This window comes from Bacteroides cellulosilyticus (assembly GCF_020091405.1).
Taxonomy (GTDB): Bacteria; Bacteroidota; Bacteroidia; order Bacteroidales; family Bacteroidaceae; genus Bacteroides.
In genome coordinates this window covers 4,458,449-4,475,707 of the sequence record NZ_CP081903.1, presented here as the reverse complement: position 1 = coordinate 4,475,707, position 17,259 = coordinate 4,458,449, and the positions used below count along the sequence as shown (strand labels likewise).

Below are 17,259 nucleotides of genomic sequence, written 5' to 3'. Positions count from 1 at the left end.
ATAATACACTATGGACGGAATCAAGCATAGCGGACGGTTTGCAGAAATGGAACGCCTCGTGAACGACTATTTCAACTGCCATATCGCACCCATCATGTCAAAAACGCGGACTGACCTCATACGGAATCAGGGAGAGGAAATGAAAGAATATTCCACCTCTTTAGGTGGTATTCTCAGTATGATGGCATCTTCGGCACAACCAATGAGCGACCCCTATCAAGCACTCAAGGTCACAGGCGAATGGAACTCCAAAACAACAGAGGACTATATCGAGATGTGCAAGACGGAGATTACCGGTTCCGAGGAAATGCAGCAAGACCTTGCGTATATGGCCGGGCAGTGGCGGGATACCGTCGTGCAGGAAATCGGAAGGGCACGTTACAATGAGTTGTCAGAACAGCTCGGTTGTGACCTCGCCTATGCCTATATGGACCACCGAATAGAGGAACTGATGATTGACCGGTTGGTGAAAGAACGTATGCCCAAGTCTTCCGCTGACTACATCATCCGAAAGGCTGCCGAATCGAGTCTGCTGGGATTATCGCAGACGTTAAGCCGTTCACCGCTGACCGATGAAATAGAGGCACGAGGCGAAGCAGCTTACCGCCCGAACAGATGGGAAAAAGGTACGGGATGGATGTTGGGCACAGCCGCAGATACCCTGATGATGGGTGGTACTGGTTCATGGACGACACTGGCAAAGTTTACCGGTGCAGATGTGGCTATTGCAGCCATCACCAATCATTTTGAAGGCAAGAAGCCTGATACCCTTTCAGTAGAACAGTGCATCAGTAAAGGAGTGTTCGGCAGAGACAGAAACGTATTCGACGATTTTCGCAAAGAGGCAGCCCAAATACAAATCAAAGAGAACACGGCGATTGGTACAGACAACAAGCAACTGAAAAAGAAAATCCCTGTCATGGACTTTGGCTTCATGGAATGGACACAAAACCAGAATAGCGGTTTATTGTGGCCGAATGTACAGAGCAAGGAAGAACAGAAATATGAGGAACGGTACAAGGATGTGCCGATTGTTGTTGCTCCCGGACAGGAAGAAGCCTACTTGCAGTCTTTGGAACAATGTGACAAAGCGAAAATGGTCAGGACAGAACAGGATGAAATTATGAAAGAAGAGAAGCATGAAACTGTTGTTCCTGCCAATGATGCGGAACAACATGTACAAACGATACAAAGTGCGCAAGTAGCACAGGGAAACGGTTGGGGCGGACTGCTTGGTATGCTGGGACTGGATGGCATAGGTAATATCACAGGCAATCTCGGTTATGTAATGGCCATGCTCCCTGATGTTCTACTGGGAATATTCACAGGCAAGACAGAATCATTGCATTTGGAAGACAATATGTTACCGATAGCGAGCATTGTGGCGGGTATGTTTGTGCGTAACCCGTTGCTGAAAATGCTCCTGATAGGCCTGGGAGGTATGAACTTGTTGAATAAGGCAGGACACGAAGCCTTGAAAGAACGAACAGAGGGAAAACTGAACGTAACAAATGAGAACAATGTGCAGTACCGACGCTATACAAATGAAACTCTGAACCCACGTATAGTAAACCCTGTATTGCAAGATAGTACGTTGATTGCCACGATAGACCGAGTACCGTGTACCATCCAGTTGTCACCGATTGTAGCAGAAGCCTACCGTACCGGGGCATTGCCTTTGAACACGCTGGCAAATGCTGTCCTTGCCAAGAACGACCAGCTTCGCCAGGCTGCCGCACGGAATTATGAGGACGGAAAACTGGAAACCATCGTGCGCCCACGGGGTATTCAATAATCCTATAATCAAATAAACGATGAAAGAAAAATCGCAAATCGAAAAGAAAGCCGAGGAAAAACAAATCACCTTGCTTTCTACGGCTTTGAGTGAAGCCTCGAATGCCGGTGGACACTGGCTCAACGCATCAGGAAAGGGATACCCGCGCTTCTATCCAAAGGGTGTTTCTGTCAGCGCATTCAATGCACTATTCATGACGCTGCATTCTGATAAAAATGGATGCAAAACCAACCAGTTCACGCTATTCAGCGATGCCAAGGCACAAGGAGCCTCGGTGCGTGAGAATGAGCAAGGCGTTCCATTTTTGTTTTATAATTGGAACAAGTATGTTCACCGCAATAATCCAGAACAGGTTATCAGTCGTGATGACTACATGAAACTGTATGAAGAGGAACAAAAATTATATAAAGGTGTACATAACCGTGAAATTCGCACTTTGTTCAACATTGACCAGACGACACTACCCTACGTGGATAAGGAGCGATACGAAACGACGTTGCGGCGGTATGGAAGTGCAGTGGAAAGAGGATATACGGAAGCTGACAACCGACGGTTGCATATTCAATTCAACGACTTCCTACTGAGGATGCGAGACAACCTTGTGCCTGTTCGTTTGGATGGAAGCGGTGTACCCCACTACGAAACAGATAAGGATGCGGTCTATATGCCGCGACAAAGAGAGTTCAGACATTATCACGACTATATACAGGAAGCCTTGCGGCAAATCGTGAGTGCTACCGGACACCAACAACGATTAGCGCGTGAAGGTATGGTGATGAAGAACGGTGTAGCTCCTTCGGAGGATGCTGTCAGACAGGAACGGTTGGTAGTGGAACTGGCTTCAGGGATTAAAATGTTGGAACTGGGGTTGCCAGCACGGTTGTCTGAAGAAAGTCTGAAGACAGTGGAATACTGGTGCCGGGAGCTAAAAGAGAACCCGAACTTGATGGACGCTCTCGAAAGTGACGTAAACAATGCCATCGAAGTAATCAATAAAGCGGAACGGGGCGAGAAAATCGAATACGCCACCATGCGCAACCGGCGAGACACTTCAACCATGCAGGAGCAAATGCCCAAACATTATTTTGTGTCGAACGAGATTCGGCAGCATCCGGATAAAGAAACGAAAAAAATTGTGCTTGTTATTGACCCACAGGCAAAAACCGCAGATGTAATTCTTCCAGCAGGGGCTTCTACAGAGGCAGATAACGAGATACCGGGAATGAACAAGGGACGTATCATGCGAGCGTTGCAGAAAGATGGAATCGAGCAGGTACGCTTCTACAATACGGATGGTGCATTAGGTTATCGACCCGATGACAGTTATTTTGCCGAGAAGATAATTATGCTGGCCCGGCTGAAGAATTGGGCAATGGAGAAGCTCTCCACACTGGACGTGGCGTCAGCGGTCAAACAGGCGAATGAGATCGGATTTGACCACGTAGAGATGATTCAAGATGATAAGAAACGATGGGCACTTTATATCAAACCCGAAAATAAGAGCGGATATAGCATCTATCCTGATAAAGAAGATATAAACCGCTTCTTTTCAACACTCAAGCAAGCAATGGATAACATCGGTAAGGTTCGGATGGAACTGGCGCACAAGTATTATGCGCTGGCCGAGGTCAAACCTGACCTGAAGGTGGATTTGTTCAGCAGCGAAATGCCGGAAATAGACTTGAACCGTATCCAGCGTGTTTCGGTTTTCAAAACCAAACAAGACGGCATACAATGCGTCGCAACTATTGATGGGCAGAAACAGCCTGCCCGAAGTGTCACTCCGCAACAGTGGCAGCGGATGTGGATAGCGGAAGAGCGTGACAGCTACAAACGTCATTTGGCAGCTACCTTATTCGCAGACGTACTACAAAAAGGACAATCGCAGGAGGCACACACCGGAGAGAAACAACAGAAAGAAGCAGAGTTGTGGCCGATAGAAACGGTAGCGCAGGAACGGACGGAATCAGACAACAAGGGTATTTCACCGGAACGGCAGTTGTGGGACAAACTTAAAGCGAATCATCCCGATGCCTTGCAACTGCTTCGCACGAAAGATGGTTATCGGCTCTATAACGAAGATGCGGTACAGGGTGCAAAGATATTGGGCATAACCCTAAAAGAGTATCCGGAAGGGGACATTACGGCTTCAACGGAATTTTCAACGGAGCAGCTCGACAACTATCTGTCTAAGCTCGTCCGTGCCGGGGCACGGGTTGCTATAAGTGACATGGAGGAACAAGAAACACACAGAGGTTTTCATAGATAAGGAGTAAGGAAATGAGCAAGAACCAACAATACGCAATGAAATATGCAGAGTATGCTATGGAGCAGATGCGCCGGTACGGAATCCCCGCATCCGTGACGTTGGCACAAGGCATACTGGAAAGTTCCAACGGGCAAAGCCGTTTGGCGCAAAACGAGAACAATCATTTTGGCATCAAGGCTACGCCTGCATGGATTGCCGAAGGAGGAAGGTATGGTATATATACTGACGATAAGCCGAATGAGAAGTTTTGCAGTTATGACAGTGTGGGTGATTCATACGAACACCACTCCCGTTTTTTAAAAGAAAACAGCCGCTATGCCCAATGTTTTGCACTTTCGCCCGACGATTACAAGGGTTGGACACAAAATATCGAACAGGCCGGTTATGCCACAGGCGGAGAATATGCCGAGAGTCTGCAACGGATTATAGAGCAAAATGGCTTACAGCAGTATGACAAACTGGTGATGCAGGAAATGGAGACACAGGGTAAGCGGTTCGGTACGGAACATAATCCTCTCCGAACGTCTGAAAATTCAGAGTATGGTGCGAAGTACTCATTCCCGGTAGAGCGTGAAGAGTTTCTTTTTGTTACCTCGCCTTTCGGTATGCGGCAAGATCCGATGGACAACACGAAACAACAGATGCACAAGGGAATTGATATCCGTTGCAATGGCGATGCGGTACTGGCTACTGAGAACAACGGGAAGGTGGTGGCTGTGAATCAGAATAAGAACACGCCCGGTGGAAAATCGCTGACTGTGGAATATACCAGAACGGATGGCAGCAAGGTACAATGTACTTATATGCACCTTAAGGAGGTTACTGTAAAGGTCGGTGATGTAGTACAAGCCGGTGGGAAGCTCGGCACATCGGGCAACACAGGTACACGTACAACGGGCGAACATCTACATTTCGGCGTGACAAACTTCTATGCAGACGGAACAAAGCGTGACATCGACCCTGCGGCTTATCTGACTGAAATCGCACAGAAAGGTAATATCAAATTGGAAGTGTTGCACAACGGGAACAGCCTGCTCACCCGATATAAAGGAACAGAAGAGAATGCCGCCGGCAAAAACCTTTCGCCCGACGGATGGATGAAGAAGTTGCTTTCGTCAGAGGATAGCGGTGTGGGAATGTCAGGATGCAATGACCCTATAGTAGAGATGGCGATGACAGCCTTTAGTTCCCTTATGCTATTGGCCGTACAAATCGACAACAAGAACGAGGAGGAGCAAAAGACTGCCATATCCAAACAAATGGATAGTGGACGCATCAATCTGAAATCATTATTACCGGGCATGAAAAACTGCGAACTGGCAATCAGTGAAAATGGAAAGGCTATTCTGCGAGTGAACAATGGAGAACTGCGCATGTCACGTGAGTTGACTACTGCGGAGTTAAGCCGTCTGTCGGCAACACTGAATAACAATACTCTCACAGAAGAAGCCAAAAGGATACGTGTAACCGGTATGCTGAATACGGTTATCCTCTCGGAAGCGGCTTCACAGAATTTTGAACAAGGGATGTCCCAACAGCAGGGACAGACAGAGAACCTAAAAAGATAGAAGCGTGGCGATATGGTAAAATGCGTGATGATACAGCTATGCAGATGTCTGTTCGGACTGTCCTACCTTGCCTTGTATGTCCTGCTCTGCTACCAACTCTTCGGCTGGGTAGCAACGCTCATTATCGTGAGCGTTCAACTGTTCCTTGCCGGATGGCTGATCTGGGCAATGATACGAGCACCCGATTAAGAGCAATGATTTAGCAGTTCAACAACAAATCATGGCAACACAGTTGTCGGGTGATTATGTATCACATTAAAAGACAATAGAAATGATAAAATGTAATGTTACGGTATGTGGCGTTATCGGACGTGATGCGTCGATACGCACCAATAAGGAAGGGAAAACGTTCCTGGTTTTTCCTCTTCGAGTAATGATCCCTGACACTGACGGGAAGACTATGCCTATTGAGGTGGATGTCAGCAAAGATACTGCCGGAAAGGAGGTTTCCAAATATCGAAATGGTTCCCGCATCGAGGTTTCGGGGACAATGTATCTCAAACACCGTGGTGACAAACTTTATTTCAATCTTTTTATTAACGAAATTCGTACAGCTACGGCAGATGCGAAAGATACGGTCAAGGGCGAATTAGTATTTCGAGGTAAGGTCGGGCAGCATATCGAGGAAAAAAGGGATAAGAAAGACCAGCCTTACACAATGTTTTCGGCATTCAGTACGGAGAAAGTAGAGGATGGCTTTGAATACCAATGGGTACGTTTTTTCTGTTTTGGCAAAGAACGCGAAGCATGGTTACAGCCGGGCGTGCGAGTGGATGCCAAAGGTGAAATATCCCTTTCGGCATATAACGGAAAGCTGAATGTTTCATGCAAGGTGGAAGAACTTGTACAGTATGTAGCAGATTCGTCTAATTCCAATCAGTAAAGGATATGGCCGGATATAAAAAACAGCACACGGACGGGCCGAACAGCGAAGATAAAGCATTAGACCTCTTCGCTGAAATGATGATTGAGAAAATCGAGAGTATCCGTAAGGATTGGAGAAAGCCATGGTTCACAGAAGAAGCGTTACAATGGCCCTGCAATCTTTCCGGACGCGAGTATAATGGCATGAATGCCATTATGTTGCTTATACATTGTGAAAAGGAAGGTTACAAGATTCCGCGCTTCTGCACTTTTGAGTGTGTACAACGGCTCAACAAATCCGATAAGGACAATCAGGAGAAACCTCGTGTTTCTGTACTTCGTGGAGAGAAATCATTCCCAATCATGCTGACTACATTCACCTGCATACACAAGGATTCTGGTGAGAAGATTAAGTATGATGACTACAAAAAACTATCTGATAACGAGAAGAAGGAATACAATGTTTATCCTAAGATGCAGGTATTCCGAGTCTTTAACGTGGCACAGACCAACTTGCAGGAGGCAAGACCGGAGCTGTGGCAAAAACTCGAAAAGGAGTATTCGCTACCGAAGATTGAGAACGGAGAGTATTTCAGCTTCGCTCCCGTCGATGCGCTGATAAAGGACAATCTGTGGATTTGTCCGATCAAACCACAGCATCAGGATAACGCTTACTACTCTATATCGAGAAATGAAATCGTTGTGCCGGAAAAGGAACAGTTCAAATCTGGAGAGGCGTTCTATGGAACACTATTCCATGAGATGACACACTCGACCGGTGCGGAAGGAGTTCTCGACCGTATCAAGCCGACAACTTTCGGCTCGGCAGAGTATGCGCGCGAAGAATTGGTAGCCGAGTTAGGCAGCGCATTGGTTGCCCAACGTTACGGCATGACGAAACATATAAAAGAGGACAGTTGTGCCTACCTCAAAGGATGGCTCGACGAATTGAAGGAATCGCCACAATTCATCAAGACAACTCTGTTGGATGTGAAAAGAGCGGCTTCTCTGATTACCCAAAAGGTGGATAAGATTGCACTGGAATTGGAGCAGAACATTGATGAAGAGCAAACAGTAGCACCGAAAGAAAAAGTGTATTATTCTTCCGTGGCCTATCTTCAGCTTACCGATGACACGATGCGGTTGGACGCATTCAAGGATAAGGGGGACTACGAAGGACTGCTGACTCTCGCCAAGGAGTATTATGACGGTAACGGCATTAACGAAGAATATACTTATTCTTCTCCCATACAGAACCGAGGAGACAATCTTTTGATTGAGGACAAGGATTTTGCTGTGGTGTACAATGGGAGTGTCGGGGGAACTTATGAAGTGATGCTGAAATTCACGGAAAAGGAAGTACGCGACCATATCAGGCGTTATGGTATCGAACATGCTGGAGATACATTAAAAGGGGTAGCCAAGGAGATGGCTGCGGAACAATTCGCTATCATGACACAACAAAAGATTCCTGCATTTGAAATGCCGAATGGTGATGTGCTGTATGTCAGCTATAATAAAGAATCCGACATGATAGATATCGGGCCGGTTACTAATGCGGGACTTGTCGCACAACATCGTTTCCCATACGACCATAATGCTTCGTTGGATGCCAACCTGCAAACCGTGAACGAAAAGCTGAATAATATGGAGGAATACCGGGAAGAGCTACAAGAAGCAGAGTACAGCGGCGGAATGCGCCGATAAAACGGAAAAAGATGCGGAGCTGTTTGCTCCGTACCTTTTCTTGAATTTATTTTATTACTCTAACAAATTATCTATCATAGACTGTAAATTTGTTATATCGCAATACTGATTATGTCCCCCTCTGTAATCTTTCGCGTGTTGGGCTGTCCGGATTAAGAAAGAATCGAGTTCTATTTTTACACCGCTACCCATTCGGGACAAACCGGAAGAGTGACTGATGTAAACGAATTTACCGTTACGTTCTATGAAACAAGAGGTATTATAATGCCCCTTTAAGTTGAATGTTACTTTTGCGCCAACGGCTGTTGCGTACTTGGAAATCTCACGTACTAAGGCCGTTTGGAAACTGCGGTATTTTTTTGAAACATAGACTCCTGCATCTGCAAGGATTGCGTTCTGCCATTTGGTATAAAAATTCTGTGCCATATTTTTAATATTAATTCTGTAAATAATTCTCCCAATTCTCTTTGTCAATAGTTAATTTGTTCATTTCCCAATCGTATTCCACTTCCGGCATATCAGAATAAGGGAAATACACAGTGTAGCCTATCTGTCCATAAGAACAATGTAGCGGTATAACGCAAATCTCCTGACCACAATAAGGCTGTGGCGTACAATATTTCTTCCAATCAAAACGACCTGCTGCTATATTGCAGCAAAGTAATTTTAGAGTTACTATACCTTTCCAACTCTGAAAATCTTTTTTATAACCTTTTTTCATACTACTAATGTGCTATATTATAATAAACTTCGGGTTCACTTGACACGTTGTAAATCCAGCTTCCGCAACGTACCAATAGAGCATTCTTGCCATAATAGAGTTTCTTCATTCCGGTTATACTTCCTGTTATGTGAAAGTTAGGGAAACGACTGATGTCTATTTTCTGTGCATCGCATCTGTAGAGTGTTTTAGTTCTCATTGCATTTATTTTTTTAAGTTGTTTTTTATTTCCCTCTTCTTGAAGCCTTCCGACTTTACCCAAGAGGTTGTTTCATGTGCATTTTCAACGGTGGATGCAAGAACTATGAGCAAGTAACCGGAATGAAATTTTATGAATACCGGAATCTGTGATTGCGGAAGGTTACGTCAAATCTCATTTCAGGTAGCAACAGCGGTACTTGAACATCGTTTGCCACCGTACCTTTGCGCACGAAACAAACAATGGTGCATGTCGGGACTGTGAGAATGTAATACAATTAGAACAGGTAATATAGAATCGGTAAAAGAGGCTGTGAATTGGTAACAGAGGTTCGGCAGAACATGGTCTATAAAAGTAACCGGACTGTTATATAGGAAGATGATAACCACCCGCTTGAGTTGCGGGTGGCTTTAAAAAAATTATATGGAGTATCAGAAGTGATAGTCGATGACTCCTCCGATATAGAGTATCGTTCCCGGTTCAAGCGTACAGACAAACTCCATAAATGCAAAAGATTTTTCGGCAAATGACTGGTATCCCTCTCCGTCCAAATAGAAATGATACGCAATATCCAATGGATTTTCCAATGCCTTTTCAAGTTGATAAACAGGGCCTACAAACTCCAACATATTTTCCGTCGTAATAGCTTCAGCTTTCTTACGGATGTTAGTCACAAAGTTCTCTTTCCATTGTTCCACACCACCAATGTAGCGTATGGTGTCATCACCTACAAGTTCGAACATATCTTTTGGTAGAGCAGTATTGACCAAATAACGAATATCCTCCTTACGTTCTTCGTCATCTATCTCCGCACAATAGTCATAGAAACTGCCATCTCCTTGATGGAGAGTGTCTTCATTCAGATAGTTTTCTTTTTCTATCCACATTTTAGAAATCTGAAAAATTCGGCTGTGCATAATTTTGAAATTTAAATGATTAAACTTTATTCCCTTTACTTGAAGCTCTTTCGGCTTCTTGTCAGGAATGATTTTTATGCGAAATTGACAGCAAGGAAAGGATGGATAAGGCAAGTAAACAGTGAATGGAATGAAGTGGAATACCCAAATCTTCGATATGCGGAAGGCTGCCACAAGTATCCGGGAACTGTTAGCGCAGCGTTACTTGACGACCATTCTAAAGCTGTATCTTTGCATACAAAATCTCTCAGATAAGAACTGCCGATGTGCGATATAAAGAATATCTATAAAAGACTGGAGAAGCACTCTGAGACTGTATAAAAGGACTGAAGGCGACAAAGTCTCCAATCTGCATGAAATCAGAGAAGCTTATCGGATAATGATAGTTCGCTGCACGCTGTCAGCATACCGTCATTTCGTTTTCTGCATCGGATTAGTCTTAGCCTGCGGCATATTCATAGATGTTACAGAAAGAATTGTCGTTTTCATCTTTCCGTTGTTCGGCAATAGCAAGAATTTCTGTTATTGATTCGACAGACTGACCGCTTATCACCTCAAACCACTTGAATACTTCTGTCTGGTTGACAAAATATTCCTTGTACCATTTGTCGTCTGGAGTACATAGGTCTGCAATGTACTTTTCGGGAAAGTATTTACTCTCTTGGTCATTTGTCCAGTACTCCGCCAGACCCGACTCTTCCGATTGATAGAAATAACATAGTGTTGGGAATTTCTCACATACCAGTTCAAGTGTTTCATCACACGGAAACCAAGCCGTTTCCGTTGTGAATTTCAAGAATGTCAGGCCAATAAATGTGTTATACTGTTTAGAAACGGAGTACGACGAGTAAAAAAGGAATAGGACCGGTTGTGGGAGTTCGGTGGAGCATGGCTATAAGAGTAATCGGGCTGAATATACAATACAAGGAAATGCTATCCACCCGCTTTGGCTACAGGTGGATATGTTATTGTCATTCCGCACCTCTCATGATGGTGAGTTGGTCGGGACGGTTAGGAAACCAATAAGAATCACTGTCAATATATACACATCTGCCACTATTACAGAGATTCCCAAAAGCTAAGACCTCACAAGGTCCAAATATCACTCCATAATCGTTTGTAAACGCCACCATATCTCCCACACTCAAGTCGTTTTCCGTATCCATCACCTTGGAAAGGTGGTCGTAAAACTCAATACCTTCAGCTTCACGTTCTGTTTTCCAACGCAAAAAGTCTTCTTTATGACTTCTACCGGTATGTATCGGTGATAATTCAGAAGGAAAAACCTCCGCTTCCGAAGTATCAGATGCAATCAAAATAACGCTATCCTCTTCAATGTTTTCCGGAATAGAAGCCACTTGGTAAACCCCATTAGACAGACCACTATCTGGGTCATGCCAATAAAGAAGATTACCCAACTTGATAAAATCGTATTTTCCCATATTCTTTGATTTATTATTTCCCTTTGCTTGAAGCTCTTTCGGCTTCTTGCCGGGGATTGATTTTTATGCAGGATTAACAGTGGAATAAGGGCGATAAGACAAGTAAACAGTAAATGGAATGGAACGGAATACCCAACCTTCGAATGTAAGAGCAGAAGCAGGCTTGTCCTTTTATACCTTGCAATGAGAAGGGGACTGAAAGTCAATCTTTGATTTGAGGAAGGCTGCCGTAAAATATCCAGGAACCGTTAGCATAGCGGTGCTTGACAATCGTCCGGACACTGTACCTTTGCATATAAAATCTCTTCGGCCAGATTTGCCGATGGTGCGATAAGGGAATACTCAGAATGGAAAAACATAAAAAGGGGTATCATATTATAGGCGAAATATATAACAGAGCTAATATAAGTCCTAAAAAAATATTTTTGCTATCTTTGCCAGCGTATTATATAATATTAAGAACATAACAATGGAAAAAACATTTACACAAATCTGTGAATTGTTCGATCAATTCTCAAAAGATGCCAACCTCCAGATGGAGAAAGGCAACAAAGCTGCCGGAACTCGTGCCCGCAAAGTATCACTTGAACTTGAAAAACTTCTCAAACAGTTCAGAAAAGAGTCACTTGAAGCATCGAAATAATTTTCATTCTGGTTCTGACAGTAGGAAAATGGCGAACTTCACGTGTACCATATCGAAAAAGCCTCTTCGCTTCACAGCGGAGAGGCTTCATTGATTATGACAAAGTTAAACATCAATTATGCGAAATTTCTATTTCGCTTTTGGAAAAAACAACTCCACTTTCGTATGTCTGTTGGCTTCCACGGGCGTATAGTCGGCAATTCCACCTTTGCTAACTCTGATAATCCGCTTGGCTGGTATTCCACGTTGTTCCAGTTCTGCGGTAATAAAACCTGCTCTCGATATACTCAAAGAATCATTGATACTTGATGTTCCTGTAGAACTGTCAGCAGCACCAGTTACCCTCACGGATAAACTGTATTTCTTAGCTACACGAGCCAGTTCGTCAAGATTAAGCCTCTGTGAGGTATCCGTCAGATGTGTCGTATTGAGAGCAAAAAAGAAATAGATGGGTGTACCGATGCACTCTCCATCAGCGTATGAAAGAACCGTGGAATCCATAGCGAGGGTGTCCTGATGGGCGGACTGCACATTTCGGGAAGCCGTGTAATTATATGATGGCTTTCCATTCTCTGTCTGAAGAATAGTCGTGTCAAGAGGTGACGACCCGTCCCAATAGCTATGCTTCAATCTTGCACGAAGCGAGTTCAAACCGCTATAATTATTTATAGGATATCTGCATCCGGTTATATCGTCGTTGTCAAAGATATGGCTATATGTATCGAGTAGTCCTTCGATTTCCAGAATTTTCTTTAATTCCACGAGTGTTCGCTTATCTTGATTGTGACGTCCCACATAACGCCTGTTCTCCTCCGAAAGGAAGTTGCCATAATCGACAAGCAGTTCGTTCCGATGGATGTATGGTGCCGTATCCACCGCGCGCTTCCAGCCGACCTTACCGAGATGAAAGGTGAATCCGGCAGTCAGCGAAAGCATGTGATCGCCCAGACGGTTTGGATAGCCATATCCGTCGAAATCCTGGAATGTAGTTGTGTTAGAGAGTTCCAGCATAGCACTAACCCGTTTGGAAATACGGTATTGTGTTAGTATGCCGTAAGAAAGCGCAAAGGGATTGTTCCCGTTGGTGGCGTTATGTAGCAGACCGACACCCATAAAGGGTGCAAGCCTCCAACGTACCTGTTCCTGTCGGGCATATCTGCGTCCAAGGAGATTCCACAGGAGATCTGCATGGATATAATGGTAGTCCTGCGTAGATAATTGTGCATCCTTAAACTGCAAGCCACTATAATTTACCCTTGCGCCGACCAAAGGAGTAAACCATTTGCCGACGGCGAGGCTGTACGAAGGTTTCACTCGTCCAAAAAGGTCTTCACAACCGAGAGGTGTACCAAGAAAAACTGTCGCACCTCCGGATATGCTAACAAACCAGTTGCCGGTTCGAGATGCCGGAAGTAGCACCCCGTTGAGATAGACGGGCTGCATCGGTTGAAGCAATTCCGCTACTTCATAATGAATAGTGTGTCGTACAGTGTCCTTCTGTACGGGTTGTACACTTGCTTGTGCCTGCAACGTGCAGAGCAAAGCGAAGATGAAAATAATTTGTTTCGTCATATTCCAATGATTTCATTAGTTATACTTTTAATCTGGTGTAAGGCGTATGCCATTTACCGTTTAGATTTCTTGCCGATAGTCGAGCGCATCATGCGGCTCGCCATCCTCATACAGCGAAGTGCCCATGCTCGATTGTCCTCGTCCTCGTCGCGTCCCCATTTGAGGTCACTCCCTCCGCCTCCACCACCATGTGATTCGGCAAATGTAGTGGCATCATCTACCATTCCGAGAAATAGCATTGTCGCACAGTGCATGATTTCCGTACCCCGCTCGGCGATAGACTGTACCAGTGAACCGTCAAAGAGCTGCCGTTCTGAAACATTCATTTGTGCCGATGCGTTACGATACTCGCTGATTACACTCTCCAGTAGGACGTCTTTAAACAAGCTATCCACTTTGGAGTGTACATCACGGGAATATTGATAGGCCTCCTCTTTGAGTTCTTCGGTACGTTCTTCAATGGCTCCCATATCCTTTTTCAGTTCGATGAGTTGCCGGTCAGCCGTCTGCAACTTTTCCTGCTTGTCTGCCAGTTGCCTGATGATTCCTTGCAGCTCTTTTTCCAACATTTGTATTTGGATTGCCAATTCTGCCGCATTGCCTTTGTTTTCTTTTAAATTGTACTCGGCTGCCGATAACAAGGTTTCTTTTTCAGTTTTCTGCTTTTCAAGATTGCTAACCATTGTCGTAAGCCCTTTGACTCTGCGTTCTGCCAACCGGATGTCTGATTGAAGTTCACCCAATACCTGTTGATGGAGTTTGATATTATCCTCGATTGTTGTACACTCTTCAGACAACATTCGGCGGTATTCCTCAGTCGTTCTGTGCCGTGCACCCGTTTCGGATATGCTTGTTCCTCTTGACATTCCCCACTTTGTATTGACTTCTGCGAAAAAGTCCGTATGAAGTTGTTTCATTCTTGCACTATATTCAAACTTATCCTTACCGGCGAAGATTTCCTTGTACGCAAAGCGACTATCCTTGATTGGCAGAAGCGTACAGTGGATATGCGGGTTCAATTCATCCAGATGTACAATGAATGCAGCGATGTTCTGCTCACCATATCTGCCACAAACGAATGAATAAACATCCTTGGCCCAGCGTTCAATGTCACGCTTCCGTTCGATGCGGGTATTGTCCGCACCTTTTTCAAAGTCCACCTGTTGCGTACCGAAAGCAAGTTCCTGCATTCGCTGCCGTGAACCGCCGAAGATGATATTTACCACCGTGCGGTATTTTGGTTCGAGCAGCCCCTCATTAGGATCTTTGATTCCACGGTGACTTAATATGTCCGCCATCCGTTTGGGAATGCTACGGCTTGTGTCGATGGGATGTATTTTACCTCCGGGCGCAATCTCGAAGTTCAGCCGTTTACGCGTAGGATCATAATTTCCCTTACTCATAGCGTACTTCTCTGCCTTTTCACTACGGTCACGCAGATGTTCATTACTTTGGGCGGTGGTAATCCCTTTCGACACCTGCACGTCGAGTACCTGTTTTTGATTTGCCATACGTTTTTCATATTGTTTCGGACAATCTACCGTGTCCCAGCTTGCTGCTTGTTCGGACACCCTTCCCACCAACGTCAGGCAGGTGGGGTATTAGGCTCCCCCTTCCCTTTGTTCGTGGCAGGCGGGCAAGCCCGGATGCCTTCTATAACTGGCAGGGGGGCTTCACTGGATACAAAAGTGGATTGTTGCGGTTATACATTCTGTTTTCAACCTCCAATCTGATACGTTGCCTCCTGTGCCTTTGCCGCAAATGCCAGAAAAGGCTTAAAAAGCGTTTTAAGGAACTCCCTGTCATCTTCATCATAATCGGAATTTTCATCCCTATCTACATCAAGAATAAGCCCAGCAATACCTTTCGAAGTTGCAATAAGTCCTGTCCAGTCCCCATACAATTCCAATCGGAAGTAGTCCATAAACTCTGCACTGTCATCGAATCTCGACTTACGCAGTGCCCGTTGTATAGCGGCAAATGTAATGCACTCCAAAGCTACCATACGAATCTTGACAGCTCGTTCATCATCATCCGCTGCCGGATTGATGCGAGTGATACTGTCCGGAGATGGGCAGCTATCGCATATGCCAGCTTCATCCATTGCCCGACGAACAAGTTGCTCACACTTGATTCCGATCTCGTCAAGGGACACTTTGCCGATTATCCAATCGGACAATGCCTCACGTAGCTGTTCTGCAAGGTTCAACTTCTTCTGTCCATTGCAAGACTCCGTGGATTGGCTGGTTTGCACAGTCATGGTAATGATGACGCTTTTGGAAAGCCGGATGCGATTCAACAAGCCGAACTCTTCCATTACATCCAAAAAAGAACGGACAGTAGCCCTATGCCAATGCCATTCCGATGAAAGGTCAGAAACAGTCACGTGGCACTGGTTGGGTTGAAGTTCGTAGCCTTTGTTCCTTAAAAAAGGGGAAACAAAACCTGCCAAAGATTTATCCAATAAATCACAGAAGGCTTCTGTCTTTGTTTTTCGTTCACCGACTTTCTCCTTGAGGTAGTCAAATACTTCTCTGTCTGCCAATATAGGGACAGCTATTTTCTGCTTGGTTTTCATTTTCATTTCATTTTTTAATTATTACTATTGTGCGGATATATCAGTGTTGCCGCTATCCGCATCTTGCGGCAATATCGCGTGATGATGGTCATAATAACTTTCGGCTAATAGTCTGGGGAATTTCATCCATTCAGAGATTATGCCTATGTCCTGAAATTCGGTCATAACCCGAACAGAGGGATAGAACAGGGCAGCCAAAAGAAGATAGGCGGCAGTTACCGCCGTTGTGTACAAGTGTGGAACAAAACTGATGGCCAAAGCCACCAATGAGAGTATGACAAACATACATGATCGGTCACATAAACCTCTTAACAATCTGTCCGCTCTTCTAAATGAATATATAGTGGCACAGATAGCAGTTGAAAGAAAAACACCGAACTCGCCAACATGTCCGCTGATGTAAACATAGTGGAAGAGCAATAGCAGAATCAATACGACCTGTACATATAGTTTACGAGCCTTTACACTGTGTATCATAGCATCGTAGAACCTTACCATAAAAGAACGGTGGCTTTTGTACAATGCTAATGGCAATACGAAAAGCGTTATACAGAAGATAAGTTGTAGTATATTCCAAATCATAAATAATAGGGTTTCTCGCGTATTTGAATGGGGGATATCATCAACTCTAATTGGACAATATTGTGGGTGGCCAATAGGATGATAACTTCGGCGTCCCTCGGTGAAAGGTATATCGCTGCTTTCTTAATACGTTGCTTGAACGTATGCTCCTGCTTACGGTAGGCTGCCAATGCCTTATCCAGTTTATGTTCCGGAATTGTCCATGTCATGCCTTTGGCGTATGAGCCTTTGTCTTTGTAAGCCCGCAGTACCAACGTGCGGGAAACAATGTAATTGATATATCCGTTTCTTGACAAAGCATACTCCTTATAGAAATTGTCATCAACAACCTCTATCCATGTCCGGTATTCCCTAATCCAATAAACCATTTGTCGGTATAGTGTGTCCCGCATAACATGACCA

The 17,259-nt window shown here is 44.7% G+C and carries 19 protein-coding genes; 8 read left to right on the top strand and 11 right to left on the bottom strand.

Annotated features, from left to right (window positions below):
* Positions 1 to 10 precede the first annotated feature (10 nt).
* From K6V21_RS16665 to K6V21_RS16640, 6 genes are all read left to right on the top strand, one after another.
* The gene (locus K6V21_RS16665) at positions 11 to 1,795 is read left to right on the top strand and encodes a hypothetical protein (RefSeq protein ID WP_004323424.1); all 1,785 of its coding nucleotides are present in this window, start codon (positions 11 to 13) and stop codon (positions 1,793 to 1,795) included.
* A 19-nt stretch (positions 1,796 to 1,814) separates the two neighbouring features.
* On the top strand, positions 1,815 to 4,064 hold the full coding sequence (locus K6V21_RS16660; RefSeq protein ID WP_004308690.1) for a zincin-like metallopeptidase domain-containing protein: 2,250 nt from the start codon (positions 1,815 to 1,817) through the stop codon (positions 4,062 to 4,064).
* A gap of 11 nt (positions 4,065 to 4,075) precedes the next feature.
* Positions 4,076 to 5,632, top strand: coding sequence for a glucosaminidase domain-containing protein (locus K6V21_RS16655; RefSeq protein WP_004308692.1), 1,557 nt, complete (start codon positions 4,076 to 4,078; stop codon positions 5,630 to 5,632).
* A 12-nt stretch (positions 5,633 to 5,644) separates the two neighbouring features.
* A complete protein-coding gene (locus K6V21_RS16650; protein ID WP_004313634.1) occupies positions 5,645 to 5,821 on the top strand; it encodes a hypothetical protein in 177 nt (58 codons plus the stop codon).
* Positions 5,822 to 5,903: 82 nt separating this feature from the next.
* Positions 5,904 to 6,515, top strand: coding sequence for a hypothetical protein (locus tag K6V21_RS16645; protein ID WP_004308698.1), 612 nt, complete (start codon positions 5,904 to 5,906; stop codon positions 6,513 to 6,515).
* A 5-nt stretch (positions 6,516 to 6,520) separates the two neighbouring features.
* Positions 6,521 to 8,203, top strand: a complete 1,683-nt coding sequence (locus tag K6V21_RS16640; protein WP_004308700.1) for a zincin-like metallopeptidase domain-containing protein — start codon at positions 6,521 to 6,523, stop codon at positions 8,201 to 8,203.
* A gap of 54 nt (positions 8,204 to 8,257) precedes the next feature.
* Here the strand turns inward: K6V21_RS16640 and K6V21_RS16635 are convergent, their stop codons facing one another.
* The 4 genes from K6V21_RS16635 to K6V21_RS16620 all read right to left on the bottom strand — a co-directional run bounded on the left by K6V21_RS16635 (position 8,258) and on the right by K6V21_RS16620 (position 10,040).
* Positions 8,258 to 8,629, bottom strand: coding sequence for a hypothetical protein (locus K6V21_RS16635; RefSeq protein ID WP_004308703.1), 372 nt, complete (start codon positions 8,627 to 8,629; stop codon positions 8,258 to 8,260).
* 10 nt (positions 8,630 to 8,639) lie between these two features.
* On the bottom strand, positions 8,640 to 8,924 hold the full coding sequence (locus K6V21_RS16630) for a hypothetical protein (RefSeq protein WP_004308705.1): 285 nt from the start codon (positions 8,922 to 8,924) through the stop codon (positions 8,640 to 8,642).
* A 4-nt stretch (positions 8,925 to 8,928) separates the two neighbouring features.
* Complete coding sequence (locus tag K6V21_RS16625; protein WP_004313635.1) at positions 8,929 to 9,123, bottom strand: hypothetical protein; 195 nt, start codon at positions 9,121 to 9,123, stop codon at positions 8,929 to 8,931.
* A gap of 431 nt (positions 9,124 to 9,554) precedes the next feature.
* Positions 9,555 to 10,040, bottom strand: coding sequence for a hypothetical protein (locus K6V21_RS16620; protein WP_004323429.1), 486 nt, complete (start codon positions 10,038 to 10,040; stop codon positions 9,555 to 9,557).
* A gap of 15 nt (positions 10,041 to 10,055) precedes the next feature.
* On the opposite strand from K6V21_RS16620, the gene K6V21_RS16615 reads away from it, so the two are divergent.
* The gene (locus tag K6V21_RS16615) at positions 10,056 to 10,295 is read left to right on the top strand and encodes a hypothetical protein (RefSeq protein ID WP_008659509.1); all 240 of its coding nucleotides are present in this window, start codon (positions 10,056 to 10,058) and stop codon (positions 10,293 to 10,295) included.
* A 184-nt stretch (positions 10,296 to 10,479) separates the two neighbouring features.
* Here the strand turns inward: K6V21_RS16615 and K6V21_RS16610 are convergent, their stop codons facing one another.
* Together K6V21_RS16610 and K6V21_RS16605 are read right to left on the bottom strand one after the other, a co-directional pair.
* On the bottom strand, positions 10,480 to 10,836 hold the full coding sequence (locus K6V21_RS16610; protein ID WP_004308712.1) for a hypothetical protein: 357 nt from the start codon (positions 10,834 to 10,836) through the stop codon (positions 10,480 to 10,482).
* Positions 10,837 to 11,011: 175 nt separating this feature from the next.
* Positions 11,012 to 11,482: a hypothetical protein gene (locus tag K6V21_RS16605; RefSeq protein ID WP_004308716.1), complete on the bottom strand. Its 471-nt coding sequence runs from the start codon at positions 11,480 to 11,482 to the stop codon at positions 11,012 to 11,014.
* A gap of 469 nt (positions 11,483 to 11,951) precedes the next feature.
* Here K6V21_RS16605 and K6V21_RS16600 point away from each other — a divergent pair, with 469 nt between their 5' ends.
* The gene (locus K6V21_RS16600; protein ID WP_004308720.1) at positions 11,952 to 12,125 is read left to right on the top strand and encodes a histone H1; all 174 of its coding nucleotides are present in this window, start codon (positions 11,952 to 11,954) and stop codon (positions 12,123 to 12,125) included.
* Positions 12,126 to 12,254: 129 nt separating this feature from the next.
* Here K6V21_RS16600 and K6V21_RS16595 read toward each other — a convergent pair whose 3' ends face one another.
* The 5 genes from K6V21_RS16595 to K6V21_RS16575 form a co-directional block, all read right to left on the bottom strand.
* Entirely contained in the window at positions 12,255 to 13,697 is a 1,443-nt protein-coding gene (locus tag K6V21_RS16595; protein WP_004308721.1) for an OmpA family protein, read from the bottom strand.
* Positions 13,698 to 13,750: 53 nt separating this feature from the next.
* Positions 13,751 to 15,208 (bottom strand): MobV family relaxase, encoded by a 1,458-nt coding sequence (gene mobV / locus K6V21_RS16590; RefSeq protein ID WP_004323434.1) that lies wholly within the window; start codon positions 15,206 to 15,208, stop codon positions 13,751 to 13,753.
* 206 nt (positions 15,209 to 15,414) lie between these two features.
* The gene (locus K6V21_RS16585) at positions 15,415 to 16,275 is read right to left on the bottom strand and encodes a hypothetical protein (protein ID WP_008640423.1); all 861 of its coding nucleotides are present in this window, start codon (positions 16,273 to 16,275) and stop codon (positions 15,415 to 15,417) included.
* A gap of 24 nt (positions 16,276 to 16,299) precedes the next feature.
* Positions 16,300 to 16,857: a hypothetical protein gene (locus K6V21_RS16580; RefSeq protein WP_004308724.1), complete on the bottom strand. Its 558-nt coding sequence runs from the start codon at positions 16,855 to 16,857 to the stop codon at positions 16,300 to 16,302.
* On the bottom strand, positions 16,854 to 17,249 hold the full coding sequence (locus K6V21_RS16575) for a hypothetical protein (RefSeq protein WP_008640424.1): 396 nt from the start codon (positions 17,247 to 17,249) through the stop codon (positions 16,854 to 16,856). Before K6V21_RS16575 ends, K6V21_RS16580 begins: the two co-directional genes overlap by 4 nt.
* Positions 17,250 to 17,259: the final 10 nt, after the last annotated feature.

Bases quoted from the DNA above. Each gene is read 5' to 3' on its own strand.
- K6V21_RS16665 (WP_004323424.1), top strand. From the start codon at position 11: ATGGACGGAATCAAGCATAGCGGACGGTTTGCAGAAATGGAACGCCTC.
- K6V21_RS16660 (WP_004308690.1), top strand. From the start codon at position 1,815: ATGAAAGAAAAATCGCAAATCGAAAAGAAAGCCGAGGAAAAACAAATC.
- K6V21_RS16655 (WP_004308692.1), top strand. From the start codon at position 4,076: ATGAGCAAGAACCAACAATACGCAATGAAATATGCAGAGTATGCTATG.
- K6V21_RS16650 (WP_004313634.1), top strand. From the start codon at position 5,645: ATGGTAAAATGCGTGATGATACAGCTATGCAGATGTCTGTTCGGACTG.
- K6V21_RS16645 (WP_004308698.1), top strand. From the start codon at position 5,904: ATGATAAAATGTAATGTTACGGTATGTGGCGTTATCGGACGTGATGCG.
- K6V21_RS16640 (WP_004308700.1), top strand. From the start codon at position 6,521: ATGGCCGGATATAAAAAACAGCACACGGACGGGCCGAACAGCGAAGAT.
- K6V21_RS16635 (WP_004308703.1), bottom strand. From the start codon at position 8,629: ATGGCACAGAATTTTTATACCAAATGGCAGAACGCAATCCTTGCAGAT.
- K6V21_RS16630 (WP_004308705.1), bottom strand. From the start codon at position 8,924: ATGAAAAAAGGTTATAAAAAAGATTTTCAGAGTTGGAAAGGTATAGTA.
- K6V21_RS16625 (WP_004313635.1), bottom strand. From the start codon at position 9,123: ATGAGAACTAAAACACTCTACAGATGCGATGCACAGAAAATAGACATC.
- K6V21_RS16620 (WP_004323429.1), bottom strand. From the start codon at position 10,040: ATGCACAGCCGAATTTTTCAGATTTCTAAAATGTGGATAGAAAAAGAA.
- K6V21_RS16615 (WP_008659509.1), top strand. From the start codon at position 10,056: ATGATTAAACTTTATTCCCTTTACTTGAAGCTCTTTCGGCTTCTTGTC.
- K6V21_RS16605 (WP_004308716.1), bottom strand. From the start codon at position 11,482: ATGGGAAAATACGATTTTATCAAGTTGGGTAATCTTCTTTATTGGCAT.
- K6V21_RS16600 (WP_004308720.1), top strand. From the start codon at position 11,952: ATGGAAAAAACATTTACACAAATCTGTGAATTGTTCGATCAATTCTCA.
- K6V21_RS16595 (WP_004308721.1), bottom strand. From the start codon at position 13,697: ATGACGAAACAAATTATTTTCATCTTCGCTTTGCTCTGCACGTTGCAG.
- mobV (WP_004323434.1), bottom strand. From the start codon at position 15,208: ATGGCAAATCAAAAACAGGTACTCGACGTGCAGGTGTCGAAAGGGATT.
- K6V21_RS16585 (WP_008640423.1), bottom strand. From the start codon at position 16,275: ATGAAAACCAAGCAGAAAATAGCTGTCCCTATATTGGCAGACAGAGAA.
- K6V21_RS16580 (WP_004308724.1), bottom strand. From the start codon at position 16,857: ATGATTTGGAATATACTACAACTTATCTTCTGTATAACGCTTTTCGTA.
- K6V21_RS16575 (WP_008640424.1), bottom strand. From the start codon at position 17,249: ATGCGGGACACACTATACCGACAAATGGTTTATTGGATTAGGGAATAC.